The 17,717-nt window shown below is 36.1% G+C and carries 30 protein-coding genes; 7 read left to right on the top strand and 23 right to left on the bottom strand.

Annotation, left to right across the window (positions count from 1 at the left end):
• Nucleotides 1-6 precede the first annotated feature (6 nt).
• The 16 genes from BM179_RS11530 to BM179_RS11455 form a co-directional block, all read right to left on the bottom strand.
• Complete coding sequence (locus BM179_RS11530; RefSeq protein ID WP_092016900.1) at nucleotides 7-273, bottom strand: hypothetical protein; 267 nt, start codon at nucleotides 271-273, stop codon at nucleotides 7-9.
• Between the two features lie 194 nt (nucleotides 274-467).
• Nucleotides 468-665, bottom strand: a complete 198-nt coding sequence (locus BM179_RS11525) for a hypothetical protein (RefSeq protein ID WP_092016898.1) — start codon at nucleotides 663-665, stop codon at nucleotides 468-470.
• A gap of 4 nt (nucleotides 666-669) precedes the next feature.
• Nucleotides 670-891 carry a hypothetical protein gene (locus BM179_RS11520; protein WP_092016896.1) on the bottom strand — a complete coding sequence of 74 codons (222 nt, stop codon included), beginning with the start codon at nucleotides 889-891 and terminating at the stop codon, nucleotides 670-672.
• A 19-nt stretch (nucleotides 892-910) separates the two neighbouring features.
• Nucleotides 911-1,600 (bottom strand): DNA adenine methylase, encoded by a 690-nt coding sequence (locus BM179_RS11515; protein WP_092016894.1) that lies wholly within the window; start codon nucleotides 1,598-1,600, stop codon nucleotides 911-913.
• Nucleotides 1,593-2,843, bottom strand: coding sequence for a DNA cytosine methyltransferase (locus tag BM179_RS25805; RefSeq protein ID WP_218159205.1), 1,251 nt, complete (start codon nucleotides 2,841-2,843; stop codon nucleotides 1,593-1,595). The genes BM179_RS11515 and BM179_RS25805 overlap by 8 nt, the downstream gene beginning before the upstream one ends.
• A gap of 1 nt (nucleotide 2,844) precedes the next feature.
• Nucleotides 2,845-3,909, bottom strand: coding sequence for a DNA-methyltransferase (locus BM179_RS11505; protein ID WP_092016892.1), 1,065 nt, complete (start codon nucleotides 3,907-3,909; stop codon nucleotides 2,845-2,847).
• A 394-nt stretch (nucleotides 3,910-4,303) separates the two neighbouring features.
• Nucleotides 4,304-4,807 carry a DUF4494 domain-containing protein gene (locus tag BM179_RS11495; RefSeq protein WP_092016888.1) on the bottom strand — a complete coding sequence of 168 codons (504 nt, stop codon included), beginning with the start codon at nucleotides 4,805-4,807 and terminating at the stop codon, nucleotides 4,304-4,306.
• A gap of 48 nt (nucleotides 4,808-4,855) precedes the next feature.
• Nucleotides 4,856-5,440: a 3'-5' exonuclease gene (locus BM179_RS11490; RefSeq protein ID WP_092016886.1), complete on the bottom strand. Its 585-nt coding sequence runs from the start codon at nucleotides 5,438-5,440 to the stop codon at nucleotides 4,856-4,858.
• A 96-nt stretch (nucleotides 5,441-5,536) separates the two neighbouring features.
• The gene (locus BM179_RS11485; RefSeq protein ID WP_092016884.1) at nucleotides 5,537-5,773 is read right to left on the bottom strand and encodes a hypothetical protein; all 237 of its coding nucleotides are present in this window, start codon (nucleotides 5,771-5,773) and stop codon (nucleotides 5,537-5,539) included.
• A 78-nt stretch (nucleotides 5,774-5,851) separates the two neighbouring features.
• Entirely contained in the window at nucleotides 5,852-6,142 is a 291-nt protein-coding gene (locus BM179_RS11480; RefSeq protein ID WP_092016882.1) for a hypothetical protein, read from the bottom strand.
• A 212-nt stretch (nucleotides 6,143-6,354) separates the two neighbouring features.
• Nucleotides 6,355-7,224, bottom strand: a complete 870-nt coding sequence (locus BM179_RS11475) for a PD-(D/E)XK nuclease-like domain-containing protein (protein WP_092016880.1) — start codon at nucleotides 7,222-7,224, stop codon at nucleotides 6,355-6,357.
• Nucleotides 7,214-7,867, bottom strand: coding sequence for a hypothetical protein (locus BM179_RS11470; RefSeq protein ID WP_092016878.1), 654 nt, complete (start codon nucleotides 7,865-7,867; stop codon nucleotides 7,214-7,216). Before BM179_RS11470 ends, BM179_RS11475 begins: the two co-directional genes overlap by 11 nt.
• A 50-nt stretch (nucleotides 7,868-7,917) precedes the next feature.
• Nucleotides 7,918-9,186, bottom strand: a complete 1,269-nt coding sequence (locus BM179_RS11465) for a coiled-coil domain-containing protein (protein WP_092016876.1) — start codon at nucleotides 9,184-9,186, stop codon at nucleotides 7,918-7,920.
• Between the two features lie 30 nt (nucleotides 9,187-9,216).
• Nucleotides 9,217-9,363, bottom strand: coding sequence for a hypothetical protein (locus BM179_RS25285; RefSeq protein ID WP_177219369.1), 147 nt, complete (start codon nucleotides 9,361-9,363; stop codon nucleotides 9,217-9,219).
• Nucleotides 9,363-9,746 (bottom strand): SH3 beta-barrel fold-containing protein, encoded by a 384-nt coding sequence (locus tag BM179_RS11460; protein WP_092016874.1) that lies wholly within the window; start codon nucleotides 9,744-9,746, stop codon nucleotides 9,363-9,365. Before BM179_RS11460 ends, BM179_RS25285 begins: the two co-directional genes overlap by 1 nt.
• 91 nt (nucleotides 9,747-9,837) lie before the next feature.
• Nucleotides 9,838-10,026, bottom strand: coding sequence for a hypothetical protein (locus BM179_RS11455; RefSeq protein ID WP_092016872.1), 189 nt, complete (start codon nucleotides 10,024-10,026; stop codon nucleotides 9,838-9,840).
• A gap of 10 nt (nucleotides 10,027-10,036) precedes the next feature.
• On the opposite strand from BM179_RS11455, the gene BM179_RS25800 reads away from it, so the two are divergent.
• The 4 genes from BM179_RS25800 (at nucleotide 10,037) to BM179_RS25585 (ending at nucleotide 11,613) form a co-directional block, all read left to right on the top strand.
• Nucleotides 10,037-10,180, top strand: a complete 144-nt coding sequence (locus tag BM179_RS25800) for a Rieske 2Fe-2S domain-containing protein (protein WP_374754579.1) — start codon at nucleotides 10,037-10,039, stop codon at nucleotides 10,178-10,180.
• A 509-nt stretch (nucleotides 10,181-10,689) separates the two neighbouring features.
• Entirely contained in the window at nucleotides 10,690-11,019 is a 330-nt protein-coding gene (locus tag BM179_RS11445) for a hypothetical protein (RefSeq protein WP_092016868.1), read from the top strand.
• A gap of 60 nt (nucleotides 11,020-11,079) precedes the next feature.
• Nucleotides 11,080-11,316: a hypothetical protein gene (locus tag BM179_RS11440; protein WP_092016866.1), complete on the top strand. Its 237-nt coding sequence runs from the start codon at nucleotides 11,080-11,082 to the stop codon at nucleotides 11,314-11,316.
• A gap of 105 nt (nucleotides 11,317-11,421) precedes the next feature.
• Nucleotides 11,422-11,613, top strand: coding sequence for a hypothetical protein (locus tag BM179_RS25585; protein ID WP_092016864.1), 192 nt, complete (start codon nucleotides 11,422-11,424; stop codon nucleotides 11,611-11,613).
• A gap of 136 nt (nucleotides 11,614-11,749) precedes the next feature.
• On the opposite strand, the gene BM179_RS11430 is transcribed toward BM179_RS25585, so the two are convergent.
• From BM179_RS11430 to BM179_RS11400, 7 genes are all read right to left on the bottom strand, one after another.
• Nucleotides 11,750-12,163 carry a VRR-NUC domain-containing protein gene (locus tag BM179_RS11430; RefSeq protein ID WP_092016862.1) on the bottom strand — a complete coding sequence of 138 codons (414 nt, stop codon included), beginning with the start codon at nucleotides 12,161-12,163 and terminating at the stop codon, nucleotides 11,750-11,752.
• A gap of 29 nt (nucleotides 12,164-12,192) precedes the next feature.
• Nucleotides 12,193-12,516: a hypothetical protein gene (locus BM179_RS11425; protein WP_092016860.1), complete on the bottom strand. Its 324-nt coding sequence runs from the start codon at nucleotides 12,514-12,516 to the stop codon at nucleotides 12,193-12,195.
• A gap of 112 nt (nucleotides 12,517-12,628) precedes the next feature.
• A complete protein-coding gene (locus BM179_RS11420; protein WP_092016858.1) occupies nucleotides 12,629-13,285 on the bottom strand; it encodes a hypothetical protein in 657 nt (218 codons plus the stop codon).
• Nucleotides 13,282-13,578 carry a DUF7352 domain-containing protein gene (locus tag BM179_RS11415; RefSeq protein WP_092016856.1) on the bottom strand — a complete coding sequence of 99 codons (297 nt, stop codon included), beginning with the start codon at nucleotides 13,576-13,578 and terminating at the stop codon, nucleotides 13,282-13,284. Before BM179_RS11415 ends, BM179_RS11420 begins: the two co-directional genes overlap by 4 nt.
• A gap of 14 nt (nucleotides 13,579-13,592) precedes the next feature.
• Nucleotides 13,593-14,312, bottom strand: a complete 720-nt coding sequence (locus BM179_RS11410) for a P-loop NTPase family protein (protein ID WP_092016854.1) — start codon at nucleotides 14,310-14,312, stop codon at nucleotides 13,593-13,595.
• Complete coding sequence (locus BM179_RS11405; protein ID WP_092016851.1) at nucleotides 14,299-15,222, bottom strand: helix-turn-helix domain-containing protein; 924 nt, start codon at nucleotides 15,220-15,222, stop codon at nucleotides 14,299-14,301. Before BM179_RS11405 ends, BM179_RS11410 begins: the two co-directional genes overlap by 14 nt.
• A complete protein-coding gene (locus BM179_RS11400) occupies nucleotides 15,219-15,503 on the bottom strand; it encodes a hypothetical protein (protein ID WP_092016849.1) in 285 nt (94 codons plus the stop codon). The genes BM179_RS11405 and BM179_RS11400 overlap by 4 nt, the downstream gene beginning before the upstream one ends.
• A 118-nt stretch (nucleotides 15,504-15,621) precedes the next feature.
• Between BM179_RS11400 and BM179_RS11395 the strand changes: the two genes are divergently transcribed.
• From BM179_RS11395 to BM179_RS11385, 3 genes are all read left to right on the top strand, one after another.
• Complete coding sequence (locus BM179_RS11395) at nucleotides 15,622-16,068, top strand: hypothetical protein (RefSeq protein ID WP_092016847.1); 447 nt, start codon at nucleotides 15,622-15,624, stop codon at nucleotides 16,066-16,068.
• Nucleotides 16,069-16,285: 217 nt separating this feature from the next.
• On the top strand, nucleotides 16,286-17,155 hold the full coding sequence (locus tag BM179_RS11390; RefSeq protein ID WP_092016845.1) for a chromate resistance protein ChrB domain-containing protein: 870 nt from the start codon (nucleotides 16,286-16,288) through the stop codon (nucleotides 17,153-17,155).
• Between the two features lie 57 nt (nucleotides 17,156-17,212).
• Nucleotides 17,213-17,713, top strand: a complete 501-nt coding sequence (locus tag BM179_RS11385; protein ID WP_092016843.1) for a hypothetical protein — start codon at nucleotides 17,213-17,215, stop codon at nucleotides 17,711-17,713.
• Nucleotides 17,714-17,717 lie beyond the last annotated feature (4 nt).

Genomic DNA, 17,717 nt, shown 5'->3' with positions numbered 1-17,717 from the left:
TCTGACTTATTCATAAATGTTAGGCAAAACAGTAACAAATCCTTCGTTGTCCGGTCTCTTTCCTTCAGTGTACGTAATATGGCAACTGACTTCATTTGAGCCATATTCATAGACAGTTTCATATCCTAAAAAAGTGCAGATTTTATCTGCCTGAGCCTCGTAGTTTCCCTTCATTTCTTTCGTGAACAATCCCGCCTTTCTCATTTCTGAGAACGGGAAAAACTCTTTCATGAAGCTTTTTAGAAGCGCTTTATCTTTGTACTTTTCGTCCATTTTTTAATTTAATTTGGTTCTGACAGAAAAGGTATCAGGGTAGCGTTTACACAGCGACTATTGGTCTTATTGTTGTATGCCACATACGGTTTGTGTTCGTGTAATAAATACAATCATTACTGCTTTTCCTGCAATTTTCAACGGATTGCAAGGATTACAGAACCAAAGTTTTCAAGTGATTTATCTTTGTGCTTTTATTCCATTTTTGAAGAATTAGCTTCCTCGTAAATCTGATATGATGAAAAATCTGGATAATTACTACCAGACTCATTTATTACCCCCTCTGCGTACGCTTTGGCCTCTTCGTAAGTTTGATATTCCTCGATAAAACCTCTTGAATCTTCCTCAACAAAGTAATTAATATGTCTATTTTTCCAGATGATTATATACATAGCTTTATGGTTTTATCTTTCTTAAATCGCATTTCAACCTTTCTTTAATTTCCTCAAACTCCTCACAGCTGAGGAATATAACAGGCTTCTCAGCCTTCTGGCTCTGATGCAACTCCCTGGCATGACACAAGTCTTTGATAAGGATAGGAACAAATGCGTTATCCTCTTTCTTTATCATTATCTCCTTGTCTATACTTTCAAGGAAAAAGTTGATTGGTTTTTTCATAATTAGTTTGATATTTTTATTAGAACAACACACATTGATGCCCTAAATTCAACTGTTCATTACTCCAAATAGCCTCATTCGATACACCTTTTGATGTTCTTTGGTTGGTCGGTAAACTTTTAAATGGAAGCCATGTAGCGTCTTGTGCTTCGCAGACTATAACCTGACCTTTTCTACTTTTACAAAAAGATGCTAAATGATTATAATCTATTTTGTTGTGTTTATACAAAAAACCTTTTGTTTCATAAGGAGGATCTATAAACCATACAGCATCTATATTTTCAATTTCAGTATATTGTTTATGCTCAATATGCCAGTGTTTTATTTTGTGCAAATTTTTGGCAATCCTTATCTTGTCTGTTCTGTAACGCATCGCACCCCATTTAGAAACCTTATTAGAAGGAATAGGCCTCCCTTTGCCTACCATAAATCCAACAAGCCACTCCATTTCAATACAATCAAAATTAAAATCCCTTACCAAATCTCCCTGTTTAAAATCAGGAAGCGATAAAATGTCATTTGGGCTACATTTTTGCAAAAACTTCCACATTCGCACTATAACATCATATTTATCATATAGATAAATATCTCGATCAAAATACTTTAACGAATATCTTGCCGACCCCGCAAAAGGCTCAATTATTGTATCATGTTTAGGAGCAGGATATAGGTCAATTATTTTCGATTTTGATCCGTAGTAGCTAAACATATAATAACTGATATTTTTCAATAGCCTTAAAAATTTGTAACACAACCTGTGGCACTACTGCGTTTCCACCGGCTTTTATTGTTTCTTGTCTCCATTCTGTAAGCGCTTTTGAAATGATTTTGTCGATTTCTTTTTCTGATAAATTTCCCATGCAATCTTCTCGAATGCGCTGTCGCAATAGTTCGGTGGAAAACCCATCATCTCCATCACAAACCGGGGGTTGAGTTGGGAAGATTTCCCAGGCACTGCAAATTGATCTACTAAATTGTCCGCTACTGGTTTTAATCGACCTCTTGCCTTTAACACTTCCATCGAACTTGCTCCTTTGTAATTCGATGATGCGGGCGTCGGAAGCAACTTGACCAATCTTGCTAATCCAACACTTCCGGACGCCCCATTTCGATTTATTTTTCTTGGCATACCGGTTGATGTTTCTTTGAAAGTATCGTCTTTTCCGATAACTGAACCCACCGTTGCGTCTGAAGAAACGGGAGTAGGAAGAAATCCCTGCTCCGCCAATTGTCTTATTCCTATTCCGTATTTCACGCCTTTTGGCGATCGGTTTACCAGTTTCCCATGCTCTATACTTAACTTCCTCTCTGTTCCTCTTTCTCCTTCCGAAGCTTTCGGAGTAGGCAATAAACCTCCAAAAACTATTTGACTTGCGAGACTTCCGAATTTTGTTCCATTTTTGTAACCGTTTTTCTCGGCACGCTGACGCATTTTTTCTGGACTTTCGACAGTTTGCACACTTGTAGGAGTAAGCAATAAACCAGACTCGATCCCGTTTGTGCGGTGCGCCGACGCCCGCAGCTGGAAGTATAAACGGGAGTACTTCGTACCCTTCAGCTTCCAAGTCAACCTGCACCTGCTCGAAGACCAACCCTCCATTCCAATTAATAATGCCGGGAACGTTTTCGCCCACGACCCACGTCGGTTGAGATTCTCGTATTGCTCTAAGCATTTCTGGCCACAGATGGCGTTCATCCTCTGTTCCTTTTCGCTGCCCTGCAAGGCTGTAGGGCTGACAAGGAAATCCGCCTGTAAGGATATCAACTCTTCCTCTGTAAACAGAGAAATCTGTGTTTTTGATGTCTTTGTGCGATTCTGCATTAGTATATTTATCTTTTAAAATATATTGACAAAACTGATTTATTTCACAATATGCAGCCACCTCCCAACCTATCTCCTCGGCTGCATATCCAAAGCCGTCAATTCCAGCAAACAGGCTGATTAGTTTCATTTTAGAATAATTCAAGTTGAGATTCTTTTAATTCTCTGTAATATTTTTCCCTATTAGCCTTATCTTTCCAGTAAGCTATTCTTGCTTCGATGATAGGAATATACTCTTTCTGCATTTCTATCATAACAATATTGATAGCTTCAAAAGCTGCCGAACAACCGGATGTTCCAGAACCTGCAAAAGGATCGAGAGTTAGTCCCCCTTTGGGTGTTACAAGACATTGCAACCACCTCATTAGCGATATTGGTTTTACTGTCGGATGAAAGTTTTCAATAACTTCAAGACCTGCATTTCTTTCTGATTTAGAGGCTTTTGCACAATAGAAAAAACGACTCGCACCACCTGTATCACCATACCCTGTTATTTCTAAGCCTGGGCTATATTGTCCATATATCTTATTGCTGGCCTTTCTTATACCTTGTGGTTTCCCTGATGTGAGTATCCCGGATTGTTCATCAAGTATACAAGATGTGTATTCATCAAATATTACATTCGCAGGAAATCTGCCAAGATCGTCAGGCTGTATATTATCTTCAGATTTAAATTCTATTCTGCAATTATCAATGTTCAATACTCCAATCCCGTATTTTTTGAAATTTTGATAGATAGTTCCCTCCAAAGGTTTTCTTGCGACACAAATAGGCTCTGAGGCTGGTTTTAGTGCTGTTCCTTTCCCATCACCGCAGTTTACTGATTTGGGAAATCCTGAGCCATAATGCCAGGTTATCATATCTCGTATCTGAAACCCTGCTAATCTAATTGCTAAGGTTCCCCAATCATATGTACGAGTTCCGAAGAAACATAATAAATGTCCGCCCGGCTTTAATACCCTTATGCATTCTTTCCAGAAAACAGGCTGAGGCACAAAGGCATCCCAGGCTTTACCCATAAAACCTTTTCCTTTTATTTCATAATATCCGTGCGTTAACCATTCCTTCAAAACCTTTTCCGGATCTTGTTCTCTTCCTAGTCCGTACGGTGCATCAGTTACAATACTATCGAAATGGTTATTTGGATAGTATTTAAGGATTTCTATATTATCACCGTGCTTTATTTCAAAGGTCATGGTTTGATTTTTTTTGCCCTGCGTCGCATATCGAGTGCAGTAACGCCCACTTAGTTTTTTATTTCAACTACGAATTTTGCTAAGTGCGTTAACGCAGGTTATCCTACTATTTAATTGATTATTGTTTTTGAAATCTGGACCTTTAGGCCACCGGCCTTTTCAAATTTTTCTTGCCAGATTTGTTTGTGTATTCCCAGATTCCATGGCACCGGAATCATTTTTTTGGTCGGTTTCTTACCAACATGGCTTTCGATGTAGGCCTTATGTAACCTTTTAATCCTCCGGCAAGTTGACAGGGCTTTTCTGTTTATCGACTCTTCAGTCCTTCCGGTAATTTCGAAATGCAGCTCAAAGAAGTTTGAAACTGCATTTATTGTTATTGAAGGTTTCATACTCAATGCTTGTCTTCTGGGTTGTCATTGACTTTAAGAAACTCATCCGGAACTTTAAGAAAATTACCTTTCTTTAAAAGTTCATTTTCAGGCTTATAATGAACGATTTCAAGAATAGAAGTCAGATTAACATTTGTAATATGATAATCATCAATCGTTCCAAGTTGCTTAGTCAATAACTCATAAGCATCCTTTGGATTCTCAGCGTTAATCAGCATTACGATAGGTGTTTTCTTTTCTTTCTGTGACTTTTCGTCAAATGTCACATATTGAACTTTTGCCTTATACCAGACTTCTGATCCGTTTTCAATATGAAATATTTCAGAAATGGTTTGCTTCACCAGGCTAACCAAATTCCAATTTTGGGTGGAATCTGGGATATATTCATACAGCCTTGCTTCGGCATCAGTGTATGAAACAGCATCTACCAGATAAGCTTCATTAATAGTTTTTAATGATCCGGATTCGTCCTCTTTTTGAAATCTTATTTTTCCTAAGTACCACATTTTTACAGTTTTTTTATCTTTAAATTATTTGAGCCGTATTATTTCTTCTTAAACTTCCTTATTGAACATAAGCTTGTAGTAAATTTTCCGTGTTAGTTCGATGTCATAAAGTGCATCATGCAGTCCATCATCTTGCACTTTTATCCCTGAATACTGAGCTACGGTACCAAGTTTGAAATTTGGCATCTGGCTTCTTTTGTTTTGGAATTTATATGAAGACAATACCATTACATCAATTGAATCCGACCAGAACCAAGACCCAAAATAATTGTCTCCACATTTTTCAAAAAGACGTCTCAGGAACTGATTGTCAAAGCTTGCGTTGTTATAGCCCGCAAGGTGCATTTTATCAAGTTTGTCAAACTTGTCAACATACTTTTTAAGAATATCACAAAGCTTGTTTTTTTGATAGGTTGGTTCTAAATAGTCAGGACCTGTAATTTGCTCATAGGTTACATTGCCTATAGCAAGTGCTTGTTCTTCAATCACATCATCTTTGAAGGGCTTTAGCTTTAAGTTGAACCTTTCTGCCTCTTTTCCGTCAATGTCAACTATACAGGCAAGCTGATGAATGCCGTTTTTTTGATTGTCAAGCCCGGTTGTTTCTATGTCAAAAAATAAAATCTTGCTCATTTTGTTTTTGATGTGCAGCTCTCGCAGTATGCAGCTGTTGCAACAAAAAGAACTACGGTGAGAAATATTAGAATTAAACTGTGTATGATTTCCATATTACCAAGGAGGCTCAAAGTTGTGATCTTGTGGTTCCACAACGAATTTTACATTTGATGGTTTAATTTCATGAACAAAGCCTTGTTTGTCCTCAATAATCGCTATACTATACTGAACCAAGGTTAGTCCATCGTCTTCAAAACAAGATCCCCACGCATGAAAGCAACCTTCATTAATGAATTCCTCTTCATATCCCTTTCCGGGCGCTATGAGCTTTTTAAATAATACATCTCTCATTGTTCTGTTTTTTGGGATACTTTATAGGCTACAAATACACCTATAAGAATCATTATGATTGAAATGATTGCCATTTTCTTAGTTTTTACGTTTTGGAAATGGTCTGATAGTTACCTTATTATTCAAAATGTCATCTCTGTAAGGGTAATTACCCCACCAGTCCTTAAATACCTTTTTCGATTCTCTTGTAATATCTTGCTGAAGGCTTTCTTCCAGTTTATCAAAATTTGAAAACTGGCTGTCAATTGCATCTTTAAGAAGCCTGTCAGTTGATAACTCAGAACCTTTAAGGTATTTTATTGATTCCCTTGTGGTTAATGCTCTTTCGAAGTGGCATTTTAGCCTGTAGTGATCTATTGTTTCATTCATCGTAATAATCTTGATTACAATAGATACTATTCATCGGGGTTCTTTCAAAGAATATCTCTTTTATGAGTATTGTAGCCCCAATAACTACAAATACTCCAACGCCAATTATTAAATATATCATTGCCTTATTGTTTAAGTTTCAGTTTATTAGACTCCCTTTAAGCAAAACAAAAAGGGAGTTCTACACCCTAAAATCAAATATCAATCTAAATCTAACCTTTATACCATACCGGTATCTCTAATTCAAGAATGCCCAGGTTGTTATCGGCTCTATCTGTATAACCGATGTATTTATTTTGCTCTCTTGCCATTGCTATTTTGGACAAGATGAAATCTAACTTGTTCTGAAAAAATGCCCACTCGGCCTTTGGAAACCTGTAAATTTGAGCGTTGTAAGGAGGTTCTTTTTCAAAGCACACCCAATAATAATTGTCAACCCTGTCATACATTCCTGACTCAATAACACCTCTCATTTGTATAGCAGCTTGAAGCGGATATTCAAAGTTTGAGCTATCCCGGGCAAATTTCGAAGGCGAAGCATCAGACATCGTTTTGATATCAACTATAGTTCGACTATTTTCCCGGCACACATCAGGCCTTGTTTTTAGCTTAATGCCTGTTGCTTTGTCAGTCCAGAATATTGAGGTTTGATAATCAGTTTCCTTTAGAATTTTTTGTATAGTACTATCCTGCCAGGCACTTTCAAGCATGAAATTGATAGTCTCAAAGCTCTCTTTTCCAGTGGTATTAATTACATACTGTTGAGTATCGAACATATCATCTTTCCACTGTTTGTTAGCCAAACAGCCAAAAGATTTTGTTGGCTCAGGCCTTTTAGATTCATCAAACAAGAAAACCTTATCGTCAAATTCAGATGTTTTATTGAAAACATCCATCAATGCAAGCTCAAATGCGTTTCCAAAGTCAAAATAACTTTTTCGGTCCCGCTCTATTTTAAAATACCACTCGAAATGCTTTAAGCTTTTCGAGGCTTCTTTTATTGCTGACGAAGAGATGTACTCTGTATCCTCATGATATGCCTCAATGTCAACGTTTTTGAGTATTCCATCGCTAAATCCCATATTCCTTTATCTCCTCTTTCCTTTTTTTATAAATCGAATAATCTATATCAGGGTACTCAATTGCAAGGTTATCTACTTCCTCGATTGTTTTGCATTCTGACAACCTTTTCCAGAATGTAAGGTCATTAACAATCTTGTTTAGCTTGTCGTCCGGCGAAAACTCCAAAACGTCTTTCCTATTTAGATTTGCACCAAACAAAGACCCGAAGTGATCGCAAGCATCTTTGACGGCCAATGATTTAGCAATAGGAAATGCCATTGATAAAGCACCATTATTTATACTTGCCAAGTCAGCAGCGGAAGCGCCTTTCTTTGTTTGTAATTCACATGCACCAATTCCATCATGAAAATGCCATTCCCCGGTAACTGGATGCCTTACTGTCACACGAACAACTACAAACACACCATTAAAAGAACTTCCTTCTCTGAGAATTTCAATTTTGTAAATTTTGAAAATCTTATTAAGTAGGAATTCAATTTTATCAATCGGAATGTACTTATGACCTTTGATAAAAGGGTGTTCTTTCACCCATTTATCCGGTGGCTTTGCATTCATCAACACCAAGAAAGCATCATTCTTGAAGGCTTCTTCTGGCTCTGTGTACAATTCCTGCAATGTTGGTAACTTGGCAATGTTTGACATATTAATTGGCGTAATTTTGACTAACGTATTTAGATATACGGAGCTTATTTTTACAATAAGCTTTCCGCTTTATTATTAAGAAATTCCGTCAGCTTCTCAATTTCTTTTTCAATCTCTTTTCTAACAAATAAACCTGCTGAGCTTTTTAGTTCCGGCAATTCAATTGCTTCAATTCTATCACTATATGCCAAGATATTCTTAATGTCAACTTGCTCAGGAGTAAGACCCTCTACCAGTTCAGGTAATCTATCTATAATCAATTCGGATCCTTCAATCTTTCTTTTTTGGGCTTCCAACTCTTGTTGTTCTACTTTGATTTTTGCAAAAAATGCTTGTTGTTCTTTTGCAATTGCCTCCAGGCGTTGTTTTTCAGCAATAAGTGCCTCATTATGTTGTTTCTCTAATTCGATACGGGCAATCTCATTTTTCTCAAACTCGGATTTTTTCAATGCAAGTGTAAGCTGATATTCCTTTTCTGTCAGAGTGTATAAAGAGGCCATATCAATATCAGAACTATTATTGCTATAGGGCAAAAGTTCTTGAAGTCTTTTGGCTTGTAAGTCTGATTTTTCCTTCTGAACCCTTTCAAGTTCAATTCTTTCTTTGTTAGCCTTCTCTTGCTCTTCCTTAATAATTCTTTCAGCCTCTTCTTTTAAGCGAATATTTTCTTTCCTGAGTGCTTCAGCTTCGGCTAGCCTTTTTTGCTCTTCCTCTTTGGCAATTCTGGCCAACTCCTCCCGATGGGCAACAAGTTTGTCGTATTCAATTTTGCCTTTCTCTGCAAAATCTTCAAACTCTTCATCTGGCATAGTTTTCAATGCAACAAACTCGACCTGAAGCGTTTCGTTGGTTATAGTCAAAAGCTTGTAAAAAATACCAGAGAATACAAAGCCAAAAGATAATAATCTTTCTACACGAGAAGAAAGCCTTAAAGCTTCTTGCTCTTCCTGTTCTTTTTTGATTCTTTGCTTCTCTTCCTCAATTCTCGCTTCTTCAAGCTGTAGGTGTGTTTCAACCGGAGTAATCAAATCAACTATTTTTTGATACTCAGCTGAAATTTCAGCAAGTTGTTGTTTTGATTGCTCTTTGACTTCGTCATCAAGCTCTTTTTTCTCTTTTGTTACCGCAATACGGATTTTTTTAAGGGTCTGCCGGGCATCGTAGCACTTTTTCAAACCGTCTTTATCTTGGATTCCGTCAACCTTTAGGCTGAGCAGGTCGGTATATTGTTTAAGGTCTTCTGGTGAGGCTGAGAACTTAATCTCAGAAAAAACAAACCCCTTTTTTTCAATAATTGCTGGCAATGATTTCTTGGTCATTTTTGGTTGCGTTTAAAAATATGGAATATTTTAGAAAGTGAATGTGGCAACATAAGCGTGCATATTCTTGATTACCACAAAAGTCGGTTTTTCAATATTATGCTTTTGGCAATAGGCAAAGCCCGCCAAAACAGCACCCATAAACTCATATGAGTGGAAGTATCTTTTCTTTTTCATTAGATTAGTGTAGAGGCATTGAATGAACGCCACTCTTGAATGTCTGTATCAAAAAATTTAATAATGTCCGGATTATCAACCGAACCGAATTTTGGCAGTTTGTTTTCAGGAATCTTGCTTGTCTCCTGCGTTCCTGAAGCGATTCTAAGTGAACCGTCTGATTTAATGAATTGGAACTTAGAAACAAACACCTGCATCTGAAACTCAATCTTATGAGCTTTCCAGGCTTTTTTCATAGCAATGGAAAATGACTCACACTTATTTTTGATTGCGTTGAAAATTTGCATCACTCTTGATCTGGAGTATTCAGCATACCAAACGCTTTCTACCCGGATCGACAATTTTTTTACCCATGATTGGGCTGTAATAGCTAAGATTTTCATATCTTTGTCCTGTTAAATTTTCTAGAAAAGGTTTAATATTGCCCTCTCTGAGCTTCCAACTATGAGAGGGCGTTTTATTTTTATAGCAATCCTATGATATTAACACACATTCGTCGTCATTGTACTCCCATATCGTACTATGCTCATTCAATAGGCTTCTGTAATATTCTGCTTCTGCCAAACTTGCAAACCACTTTGTACTGTCTTCGTACATTGTGGCAACTTGATAGACTACTGAAAATGAATCTACCTCATTTTGAGAAGTAAGTTCCTTGTACATAGGTCTTTAAATTAGGCTACTTGCAACAATTGTTTTTCTGGTTCGTGTCCGAAATTCATTACCCCAAGTTCTTCGAGGTAATTGTAGTCATCTTCATGCAATTCCATCCAGTGGTTGCCTGAATAGGCAATCACATCTTCAATGTTCTCTATGATTAGTTCTTTGTATGCAGAAGGAGTGGTGCTGTCAATGTCAACACGGTCAAGTCCGATAACATCAGATACCGACTTAAGTAATGCAGAATCAATGTCTGCCACTTTTATAGCCTGACCCTTAAATCTAAAATAACAGATTGGATACTCTGTTATGTCAATGATTTCAATAGGAGAGTTGGTTGAAGTTTTCATATATTTGATTTTATTTTAGATTCCGAAACGCTGTTGGCCTTGCTGACAGTGTTTCTTTTTGTTGATTCAAAGTTATAATTAATTATAATAAAAACAAAATACAATCAGTATTTTTTATAAAATATTATAAAATAATGTCAATTATATGTAATTAGCTGGCATAATTGGTCTTTTTTGGTATTTTTTAATATGTTTGGTGGAGACAATTGACACTTATCATATGAAAAATTATACTAGACTCGTTATTCTACTCTTTACTTTAGTTCCTTTTTTGAACTCGTGCAAAAGTTCTGACAACGCTACTCCAGCAAATTCAATGTCTCCTCCGAGTTGGATAGTTGGCACCTGGTATTTTACCCCGAATATTCCTTCTCAGGGCTTTATTGTACAAAGCGATAATGTAATAGTGTTAACCGGATCATCTCAGGTTGATCTGAAAGACAATGCTTCAAAAAGCTCAGGCACTATGATAATAAAAGAACTCTCAAAATCATCAACAGTGTACGAGATTCAGGTATTATTAAATGGAAGTGAGTATCTGTATTATAAATTTACAAACACAAGCAATCCTACTGTATCATCTGTTGTAATGAGGTCAATGGCTGTCAGCCAGAGTGTCACTGTTTCTTTGTATAAAAAAATATAATCTGAAAGCAAGATCAATTCTTAATAAGTTCTTTGTTTTTAACCTTTAATCTTTCTATTTATGCCAATACTGTACAATTTAGTAGTGGATAGCGATACTTTTACTCGTTATAAAAACAGGATAGATTTATCTTTTATAGCAACCGATGAAATTCCAGAGATAGGACAGAACCTTTGTATAATTGAAAAAGATTCCGATATTTCTATTGCCAGTCCGCCACAAATTATGGCTATTATTAGCGGCAAGGAAACTTTTGATGGTGGTGAAATTATTTCATTCCAAATTTTACATGGGTAATAATTTCTATTATATAAAAAATGCCACCTAATGGGTGGCATAATGATACTTCCATTTTTGGAAAAAGATTCTAACACAAGGTCGTGTTAGAGAAACCCAAAGAAAATGGAGAGTCGAAAAAAAGTGAAGAAGGATGGAGGCAGAGATTTTTCCATCGAAAATGGGTCTGGAAAGGTTACTGTTAATGTTAACAATCCTTCGCCAGTAACTACTAATTCAACACCATGGGTTGATAAGTTTTTAAGATGGATTCAAGTTCTATCTTTTTTACTTAAAATCTATGAAGTGTTAATTTAGTAGTTAAGTTAAAAACCCTCACCATGACTCGAGCCTTCGACTTGGTGAGGGAATTTACGAAAAAAGTAAGACTAAGCATGTATTTAAATACAAATTATAAATTTTTTAGTAATAAATAATTAAAAGTGTTTATCTGTCAACCCTTTAGATATTCAGTAACCAGTGAAATAAATAGTTCGACGGAGTTAACAACTTCAACCTTATATCCAGCCATTTTAAGATAAGAAATACATTTGACTTGATTAGGCCTTGGTTTATTGTTTTCTGACTTCATTTCTATAAATAATCCAGAATAGCCACCTTTTACAACCGGTATGCACAAGTCAGGTACACCTGGAGTAACACCTTCCTGAATTAGCCTTGTTGCCTCTTTTTTATTTCTGTATCCTCCGTTTGGAACTGAAAATATAAGTAATTCTGGATACTGAACCCGGAACCATCTAACGCAGGCAACCTGAATTTCTGATTCCCTTTGCTTTTTGTGGAGCTTCTTTTGTGGTTCTTGGTTATTTCTGAATGAAGCCCTATATTCTTCGATAGTTAAATTCATATCTTTTATTGGTCCAATTGGAAAGTTACCTAAAAATCAATTTCACGTATTTTCACATCTATTTTGAATTCCAGCATTTCCTCTTCTGTTAATAGCCTTTGTTCTTCACAATATTCACAAACCATCCTTGAAAATCTTACTGGATGCGATTTAGAAAGGTTAAATTTATGTTTTCCCCCATTTAAGCAAGGGGCTTTAAACGCTTCATATGAAAAGCTAACAGAGGTTGTGAATGTGAAATACCTATCACAGTGATTACATTGTTCTTGATGCAATATATCCAAATCATAAGCCTGACCATCCTCATTAACTTTTGTAATTTTACAGCAATATGGACATTCAGTAGTCTCCATGTGTTTTTTTTATTTTGTTAAAAAATAAATCCAAACTAAAAATGCAATAAAAAGGAGGGTTGATATTCCTAAAATCATCCTCCATATTTGAAATGGTTTTATGTTGTTAAAATCAATTTTGTACATTTGCCGATGCTTGGGGTATGTTCCTTTCAATACCTCTTTCTAACATTTCCCAATCATATTTAAGAAGATAATTTCTGCTGTTTCCAATCAAATTATACTTATCCTCACTAAATGACATTTTTAAAAAAGTTCTCATGCCCGATTTTCCAGATTCATTAACTTTATGAATATGAAATTGATTAAGCCTCACAATTGAATTATCTGGAAAAGTAATATCATTTTCAGCTAATGCTTGTTCTTGCATTTCTATTAAAGATATTTTATCATCTTTTGTCAAAAAAAACGGCCCTTTGTTGAATATTGTCGGATTTGAATCACTCCAGATATAATTTATATCTTTTGTCATAAATCCGTCTGAATGGTATCCGAAACGATTATAAGAACATCCTTCTGATTGAAAAAGGTGCTTTACTGTTAGATAAACATAGCTATTCAAGAATTTATCATATCCAAAATAATTTATATAATCTTGAGTAATTTCTCTGATTATTGGCTCAAAACAGGAAAGTCTTTCTTCGTAACTATATCTATGACCTCCATGCAACTTTATCGGGAGATATTGGTAAAACATCATTTCGTTGCATTTGCAAGCGCAATTTGCAATAAACTTTGGAAGCCCGGCATATTTTATCTTGCTTTTCATGTCCATAATGGTTTAAAATTTTCAAAAACGTAAAGGCATAATTCTTGGCCTATAAATAATTTACAGGTGCCTAAAAAAGATAAGCTTTCCAGGTCTTCACTTTTGAAAGGCTGGCCTGTTTTGTAAAATTCTAAATAGCATTTGGTCTTTGGGTGATTTTCATTGGTATTTACAATTGCCCAAAGAAAAAAGAGTCCGTCTATTGCCTCTACTCTGATTATTTCATACCCTTCTGGCAATTCAAGAATATGTGTTTCTTGAATCGGTAATTGATATTTGTATATTGCTTTCATATTAGTAAATTTTATTATTTTCTTCTGTCAATTGAACTATCAGTAAACTCAATGAAGTTGAACATTTGCCTGAATCTCGAACGGATCCTTTCTCCGTAAGATTCCTCAATCTGATTTGCACATAAATTTGTAGTTATGTGTATTTGCCCTAACATGTTATCATAACATTTGCTAAGAATTGAAGACATAACATTATCTTGATTGCCATATACTTTTTGAACATTTTCAGTTCCTAGGTCATCAAAGCAATAAGTTATGATATTGCTTCCTGTGAAAAGGTTTGCCTTATGGTCGAACTGAGTTTTGGTATATTTCTCAAATGTTTGATAATCATTTTCCCTGAACTCTAATGTGATTTCCTGACAAGATTTGACCCGGTAAGATTGTCGTGGATTTATTGCGAAAATATTCATCAGATAGGTTTTCCCGACACCTAGTCCGCCTCCTAGGGCAATTCCCTTTGTAAGTATATTTCCCTCCCAGTCTTCAAAGCGCTTGTCATTTGTAAAGTAAAGGCATAGCATTTCGATTATTTCTCTGTTAAGTTCATCAATAACTAGCCCCGGATATGATTTCTGAATATATCCGTAATATTCTTCAGCTTTTATTTTGTGTACCAGAGGCGATAATTTAAGGCCTTCCGAATATTTTTTTCGCTTCAATGCTTGCTCAGCAGCAGTTACAATGATTTGCGCCCGATGCTCTTTGTCAAACTCTGAATTAAAATTTTCCAAAACCTTTAAATCCTTTTGGCTCAACGCCGTTAGGTCTAAGATTTCCGGAACCGGTAGTAGCTTGGTTGCTTCCATTTTTGAGGTATTTTTCAATTGTGTCCGGGAATACTACTCCCTGGTAGTTTCCCGATATTGCAGACTCCATTAGGCCAATGGCAAAATGGTTGTCAAATTTTGCAAGCTGGTTAAGAGATGCCTGTAAGGCACTATTTGTTTTTTTCTTCCATTTTGGCTGTGTTATTAATTCGCTCCAAACCTCTGTGAATTTTTCATCAGCAAAATCAGGAAATTTCAACAATGCTGATTCTTTCTTTTTTTGCGCAACTTTTTTCTTTTCAGAACCACCCCTTTCTTTAATCTCAAATTTTGATTCTGAATCTGGTTGTCGAGAATTTGAAAAATTCGAACCATTAATACTTAAAATATTTTTTTTAATACTTATTTCTTGGTTAATACTTAAAATATTATTTCTTGTTAATACTTCATCGCATACTGGTTTTCGGTGTACGGCTTTTCCGTCAACCGAATTTCCGTCATCGGATCTTCCGTCTACCGAAAAACAGTCAACGGAATTTTTATCATTCTCTATTTCCTCAACTTCTTCGTCTGTTGACCTCCCTTGCAGGTTTACAAAAATTGAAAGAAATTGTGTTGTTACGGTGTAGGAATTTGTTGAGAATTTATTTCCATCGCCTTTCCTTTGTTTGACTTTTATTAAGCCCTTCCGGACCAATCCGGCCTTTACCTTCCCTAGCTTCTCTTTCCCAAACCCGGTATCCGACAACAAAGTACCGTTGGAAGGAAAGCATGAATACCTTTGGTTTATTCTTTTTGCTATCTGCAAAAGAAGCCAAAGTTCGCTTTCATCAATATTTGATGAATCAAGCAGTCTATCGTCGATATTAATCATGCTGTAGCCATTGTTGATTCACGTGCAATAGATTCATTCAATTCTCGTAAGTCTGAATTCATCTTTTTTACAACCTCCATAATTGCCTCTACGACAATTTTATTTTTATGGGTAATTGGTGCATGGTCATTTACCAGGGCATAAACAAGGCTTCTTGAAATGTTTGTTTTGTGTTTTTGTTTAACAAGCTTTACCACCTCAGGCGCATAACAAGATCCCCTGCCTTCATTTGGAAGATTAGCTGAAATAAATTTTTTCAGCCCGTTCTCTGTCTTTTTCATAATATTTTATAATTTTGCTTGTCGGTTTTATAAATGTGTTAGGTGATTTAATAAATAAATCTGAATTTATAATTCGTTATGACAAAATTATAATTAAATATAAAATAAGCAAAATAAAATGGAAAGATTTTCAGAAAGATTGGAATATGTTCTCAGGACTTATAGAGATCATCCAATGCAGATTTCAGACCTAAGTAAAGCGCTTAACTATTCTAAGAGTCAAGCCTCGAAGCTATATCAATATATTTCGGGTCATTCTGAGCCCAAACTTGAAAACCTTACTGAGTTAAGAAAGGTTTTCCCTAGGCTTAGTTTGACGTGGTTGGCAACCGGAGACGGTGAGATGGTTGAAGTTGATGTTAAGGCTATATTGGAGGAAAACGAAAGGCTAAGAAAAGAGAATGAAAACCTTAGGAGCAGAGAGAATATTTTTATTAATACGCTCGGAGCTTTAGGGGCAAGCCCAAAGTCGCTGGGTGATAGTATAAGCCAAAGTGTTATGCTCAATTTTCCCGAAATAGATATGGCTATGAATACGCCAAAATCTCTTATGGGTAACGCATAGGTAACACTTTATTATTACCCGTCAGAAAAACCCTTTTTTCTGAGGCTAGAGTAAATAAGTTGTGTAATAGTAAGAGACCCTCTCTCTCTGCAGAAATCAGAAGCAGCTTAATTACTCAGGTAGTTAAGCTGTTTTTTTTTGCGGATTTGGGTATTATTTGTACTTCCGGGAATTCAGTTTGATCCGGTGTTTTTAAACTAAAGCAAACAGACCTTCAATGAAATGGATTACAAGAGAACGGCCAAAGATTGACAGGTTAGCGTGTCCATGGCTCATCAGAAAGTTTGTTGACAATGACGCGGAATTTATCTACGTTCCATACGATCAGGTGCAGGAAGAAGCGAAAAGATTAAATGCCATTCCGTTTGACATTCCGGATGTAGAGTTTACCCATTATGATGACCAATGTACTTTTGACTATATCGTCAAAAAATATAAAATAACAGATCCGGCTGTTTTGGTGATGGCAGTTATTGTTCGAGGCGCAGATACAGACCGGCACGACCTTGCCAAAGAATCAGCCGGACTTCAGGCCATCTCTGCGGGGCTTTCTTATAACCATACTGACGATTACAGGTTATTGGAAACCGGAATGCTTATCTACGATGCCTTGTACAGCTGGGCTGCACATTTACAAAAACAAAATCATTTGCAAAACAGCCCCTTTGAAAACTTATTGCATGAAGTATATAAGAAGTTTTTGGAAGAAAGTGCAAACGACAGGAAGAAAATACCCGGATGGGTAAAAAACTTAAAAGAAATAATTCAGGACCAGATTGATACTCAACTAACGTTTGACCTGAAAACAATTTCTCATGACTTAGAACTTAACCCGTCATATTTATCAAGGGAATTTTCAAAATATTTTGAGGATCTCAATTTCGGAGAATATATCAGAAAAATACGTATCGACAAAGCCATAAAACTTATTCAAAATACTAGCTGCTCACTTACAGAAATTGCCTACCTGACTGGTTTTTCAGATCAAAGCCATTTTACAAGAATATTCAAAAAACACACAGGGAAAAATCCATCCGCTTACAGAAAAAATCTGCAAAAAAGTAAACCTGGTACAAAAAGTAAATAAGCTCCTATTTATTTTATTTTGCCATCAATAGTTTTGCTCTCAACCAAGCAAAAAACTATGATAGAGTTTCGTTTCTTTTTTATTTTTTCGTTTCTTTTATTACCTGTTTCAGCATTTTCACAAAATACTTATCCGAAAATTACAGGCTATGCAGGTATTGTTCATCCGATAGTCACATTCAGCGAGTATGAAACAGCCACTAATTTTAAAGACTATTATGTAGTGGGGATGCCCGTTGGTATCAATATCTGGAAAAGTCCGAAAGTCGGGTTTTCAATGGAGTTCGTTCCGCACATAAAGGCTGAGAATGGCACCAGCAGGATGAACAATTTCTTATTTCATCCAGGTGTGCTGATTGCATTAGGTAAGGGTTACACTTTTGCGGGCAGGGCCGCCTTTGAGACATCGGGCAGGTATGGCATTACTCCGGTTCTGAATAAAACCGTTATTAAAAATAAAAACAGCAGCTATTATATTGCTATCCCGCTTCCTGTCAGGTTGGGCAACGACAAGCCCACATCTTTTACCATCGGTTTTCAGTTTGGAATTGCCTTTTAAATCG

The organism is Pseudarcicella hirudinis (genome assembly GCF_900115665.1).
GTDB lineage: Bacteria > Bacteroidota > Bacteroidia > Cytophagales > Spirosomataceae > Pseudarcicella > Pseudarcicella hirudinis.
Note: the sequence above shows the minus strand (reverse complement) of the source record. Positions and strands in the feature narration are given on the sequence as shown.

Bases quoted from the DNA above. Each gene is read 5' to 3' on its own strand.
- BM179_RS11530 (WP_092016900.1), bottom strand. From the start codon at position 273: ATGGACGAAAAGTACAAAGATAAAGCGCTTCTAAAAAGCTTCATGAAA.
- BM179_RS11525 (WP_092016898.1), bottom strand. From the start codon at position 665: ATGTATATAATCATCTGGAAAAATAGACATATTAATTACTTTGTTGAG.
- BM179_RS11520 (WP_092016896.1), bottom strand. From the start codon at position 891: ATGAAAAAACCAATCAACTTTTTCCTTGAAAGTATAGACAAGGAGATA.
- BM179_RS11515 (WP_092016894.1), bottom strand. From the start codon at position 1,600: ATGTTTAGCTACTACGGATCAAAATCGAAAATAATTGACCTATATCCT.
- BM179_RS25805 (WP_218159205.1), bottom strand. From the start codon at position 2,843: ATGAAACTAATCAGCCTGTTTGCTGGAATTGACGGCTTTGGATATGCA.
- BM179_RS11505 (WP_092016892.1), bottom strand. From the start codon at position 3,909: ATGACCTTTGAAATAAAGCACGGTGATAATATAGAAATCCTTAAATAC.
- BM179_RS11495 (WP_092016888.1), bottom strand. From the start codon at position 4,807: ATGTGGTACTTAGGAAAAATAAGATTTCAAAAAGAGGACGAATCCGGA.
- BM179_RS11490 (WP_092016886.1), bottom strand. From the start codon at position 5,440: ATGAGCAAGATTTTATTTTTTGACATAGAAACAACCGGGCTTGACAAT.
- BM179_RS11485 (WP_092016884.1), bottom strand. From the start codon at position 5,773: ATGAGAGATGTATTATTTAAAAAGCTCATAGCGCCCGGAAAGGGATAT.
- BM179_RS11480 (WP_092016882.1), bottom strand. From the start codon at position 6,142: ATGAATGAAACAATAGATCACTACAGGCTAAAATGCCACTTCGAAAGA.
- BM179_RS11475 (WP_092016880.1), bottom strand. From the start codon at position 7,224: ATGGGATTTAGCGATGGAATACTCAAAAACGTTGACATTGAGGCATAT.
- BM179_RS11470 (WP_092016878.1), bottom strand. From the start codon at position 7,867: ATGTCAAACATTGCCAAGTTACCAACATTGCAGGAATTGTACACAGAG.
- BM179_RS11465 (WP_092016876.1), bottom strand. From the start codon at position 9,186: ATGACCAAGAAATCATTGCCAGCAATTATTGAAAAAAAGGGGTTTGTT.
- BM179_RS25285 (WP_177219369.1), bottom strand. From the start codon at position 9,363: ATGAAAAAGAAAAGATACTTCCACTCATATGAGTTTATGGGTGCTGTT.
- BM179_RS11460 (WP_092016874.1), bottom strand. From the start codon at position 9,746: ATGAAAATCTTAGCTATTACAGCCCAATCATGGGTAAAAAAATTGTCG.
- BM179_RS11455 (WP_092016872.1), bottom strand. From the start codon at position 10,026: ATGTACAAGGAACTTACTTCTCAAAATGAGGTAGATTCATTTTCAGTA.
- BM179_RS11445 (WP_092016868.1), top strand. From the start codon at position 10,690: ATGTCTCCTCCGAGTTGGATAGTTGGCACCTGGTATTTTACCCCGAAT.
- BM179_RS11440 (WP_092016866.1), top strand. From the start codon at position 11,080: ATGCCAATACTGTACAATTTAGTAGTGGATAGCGATACTTTTACTCGT.
- BM179_RS25585 (WP_092016864.1), top strand. From the start codon at position 11,422: ATGGAGAGTCGAAAAAAAGTGAAGAAGGATGGAGGCAGAGATTTTTCC.
- BM179_RS11430 (WP_092016862.1), bottom strand. From the start codon at position 12,163: ATGAATTTAACTATCGAAGAATATAGGGCTTCATTCAGAAATAACCAA.
- BM179_RS11425 (WP_092016860.1), bottom strand. From the start codon at position 12,516: ATGGAGACTACTGAATGTCCATATTGCTGTAAAATTACAAAAGTTAAT.
- BM179_RS11420 (WP_092016858.1), bottom strand. From the start codon at position 13,285: ATGAAAAGCAAGATAAAATATGCCGGGCTTCCAAAGTTTATTGCAAAT.
- BM179_RS11415 (WP_092016856.1), bottom strand. From the start codon at position 13,578: ATGAAAGCAATATACAAATATCAATTACCGATTCAAGAAACACATATT.
- BM179_RS11405 (WP_092016851.1), bottom strand. From the start codon at position 15,222: ATGATTAATATCGACGATAGACTGCTTGATTCATCAAATATTGATGAA.
- BM179_RS11400 (WP_092016849.1), bottom strand. From the start codon at position 15,503: ATGAAAAAGACAGAGAACGGGCTGAAAAAATTTATTTCAGCTAATCTT.
- BM179_RS11395 (WP_092016847.1), top strand. From the start codon at position 15,622: ATGGAAAGATTTTCAGAAAGATTGGAATATGTTCTCAGGACTTATAGA.
- BM179_RS11390 (WP_092016845.1), top strand. From the start codon at position 16,286: ATGAAATGGATTACAAGAGAACGGCCAAAGATTGACAGGTTAGCGTGT.
- BM179_RS11385 (WP_092016843.1), top strand. From the start codon at position 17,213: ATGATAGAGTTTCGTTTCTTTTTTATTTTTTCGTTTCTTTTATTACCT.